The organism is Actinomyces urogenitalis DSM 15434, assembly GCF_000159035.1.
Classification (GTDB): Bacteria; Actinomycetota; Actinomycetes; order Actinomycetales; family Actinomycetaceae; genus Actinomyces; species Actinomyces urogenitalis.
The window spans coordinates 273,748-275,726 of sequence record NZ_DS999575.1; the positions used below are offsets into that span (position 1 = coordinate 273,748).

2 protein-coding genes and 2 pseudogenes are annotated in these 1,979 nt (G+C 69.2%); 2 read left to right on the forward strand and 2 right to left on the reverse strand.

Features of this window, described 5'->3' with window-relative positions; translation table 11 throughout:
* Positions 1–550, reverse strand: a pseudogene (locus tag HMPREF0058_RS12740) (hypothetical protein); the annotation flags it as partial.
* Positions 551–674: 124 nt separating this feature from the next.
* Between HMPREF0058_RS12740 and HMPREF0058_RS07135 the strand changes: the two are divergent.
* A complete protein-coding gene (locus HMPREF0058_RS07135; protein ID WP_034236648.1) occupies positions 675–1,208 on the forward strand; it encodes a hypothetical protein in 534 nt (177 codons plus the stop codon).
* A 29-nt stretch (positions 1,209–1,237) separates the two neighbouring features.
* On the opposite strand, the gene HMPREF0058_RS07140 is transcribed toward HMPREF0058_RS07135, so the two are convergent.
* On the reverse strand, positions 1,238–1,459 hold the full coding sequence (locus HMPREF0058_RS07140) for a helix-turn-helix domain-containing protein (RefSeq protein WP_006549085.1): 222 nt from the start codon (positions 1,457–1,459) through the stop codon (positions 1,238–1,240).
* 110 nt (positions 1,460–1,569) lie between these two features.
* Here HMPREF0058_RS07140 and HMPREF0058_RS12745 point away from each other — a divergent pair.
* Positions 1,570–1,979: pseudogene (locus HMPREF0058_RS12745) on the forward strand (hypothetical protein); the annotation flags it as partial.

Here is a 1,979-nt window from a genome sequence, read left to right on the forward strand (position 1 = left end):
AGGGGACGTCCTGCCCAGGGTCTCCGCCCTGCTCGCCCTGGGCGGAGGAGCCCTCGCTCCCGGCTGCGCCGTCGGGCGCGGACTCCTCCAGGGGACCGGGTTGCGGCGCCGCAGGCTGCTCAGGAGCCGGGGAATCGGCCTGCGAACTGGTCGGGGACCAGCCCAGATCGTCGCCAGGGGTGGTGCCCTGGGCGGCTGCAGGGCTCGCCGTCGCCATCCCGAGCAGCAGTGTGCCGGCAACGGTGCGGCGCATCGCTGGTGCTCCGCGGCGTGCCACTGCTCGCAGGAGGGCCTGGCCCAGGCAGCTGGAGACAACGTCCTCATCTCGGGTGGCGGCCAGGGCCAGCAGGCCGGAGGCCACGTGCCAGGCGCCCGCGAGCGTGAGGACCGCGCAGGACAGCACGCCGAGCCAGGCCAGGCAGATCGGGCCCCAGGGCTCCTGGGGGACCGTGAGCAGCGTCTGGGTCCCGCCAACCGTGACGGTGGCGAGGACGACGGTGAGGAGGAAGGCGAGTGCCGTCATCGCTGACAGGCGCATACGCAGTGACATGGTGACCTCCGGGAATCGACTATGATGTTTGAGGTTGTTTGATCATCGACAATTGTGGGAGGAGTGTCAAGAGGGGGAGTGAGGTCCCATGCGAGCCTTCTCGCTGAGTGATGGGGTTGGGGTCATGGACCCGATCACCTATCTCGACGAGCTCGAGAGCGTCTTTGATGCTGAACGGCGGGCTCAGGTTGCAGGTCAGGGAGCGGACCTGGCTGAGGCTGAGGCTGCGACGGTGAAGCTGGAGGCGCGTCTGCGTGCCAGGCTCGGCCAGCGGCTGCGCGTGCTCACGCGCGGCGGGGCCTTAGTGGACCTCCTCGCGCGGCACCTGGGCGATGATGTCCTGATCGGCCAGGCGCCTGGCGGCGGGGTGGTCATGGTGCGAACGGCCGCGATCGCCGTCGTTGTTCCACAGACTGCTGGCGAAGCTGGCCAGGCGCGCAGATGGCGCAGTGCGCGGGCGGTGTTGCGCGATCTGCGACGGCGCAGGGCGCGAGTCAGTCTCAGTCTGCCTGCCGGCAGCGTGACGGGCACGATCGTGCAGGTCGGTCAGGACTACGTTGAGCTCGCCGTCGAGCTGAGCCATCGAGTGCCTGTGGGAGGGGGAGGTCAGCGGGTCGCGATCGCGCTAGGGGCGATCGAGGTCGTCAGGGAGTGCTAACGCCCTCGACGCCCTGAGCTGATCGAGCTTCAGGAGTGCTGAGAGGACCTCTCCGAGGCCACCATCTGGCGTGTGGAGGCGAGCTGGCGCTCGACGTACTCGTCAAAGGCGTCCTCGGGGATCCGCCACAGCTTGCGGGCGCCGACCTGGATCGCTGGCAGGTCCCCCGACAGGATGAGGGCGCGGACGGCCTGGGTGGACAGCTGGAGCCTTTCGGCGACGTCTGCGATGGTCAGGAATGAGGCACTCATAGAAGGATTGTCTGCCTAGAGGACACGGAAACCGGCGAGCAACACACCATCCGACGTCAATTCACTCTCATGACCCTGATATGGGGTCATGAGTATGCAAGGAGGCTCTCGTGAGCTCGATCCCCTGGCACCGTTCCCACCGTGCAGCCTGCCTGGTCCCCACGGCAGTCGCCCTGGCCGTGGCGGACGGCCACCCGGCTCTGGCGCGAGCCCTGGACCGCTGCGGCACCGGACTGAGGGTCGCGCGTCAGTGCGCGAGCGTGACTGAGCTGCTGTCAGTGAGCATCACCCGGCAGGTTCACCTGGCCGTCCTTGACACTGCCCTTGCCGAGCTGGACCGGACCGTGCCCGAGCGCCTGCGACGGGCAGGTGTCGGTGGGGTCCTGCTCGTGGGGCCCGGAGAGGGCGACTGGGGGCAGCCGGGCTGGACGGTGCTGCCCCGAGGCTGCCCGGAGGCAGCGGTGGTGCGAGAGCTCCAGGAGGTCGCGCGCGCAGAGCGCGGGCGCGATGGCGTCGGCAA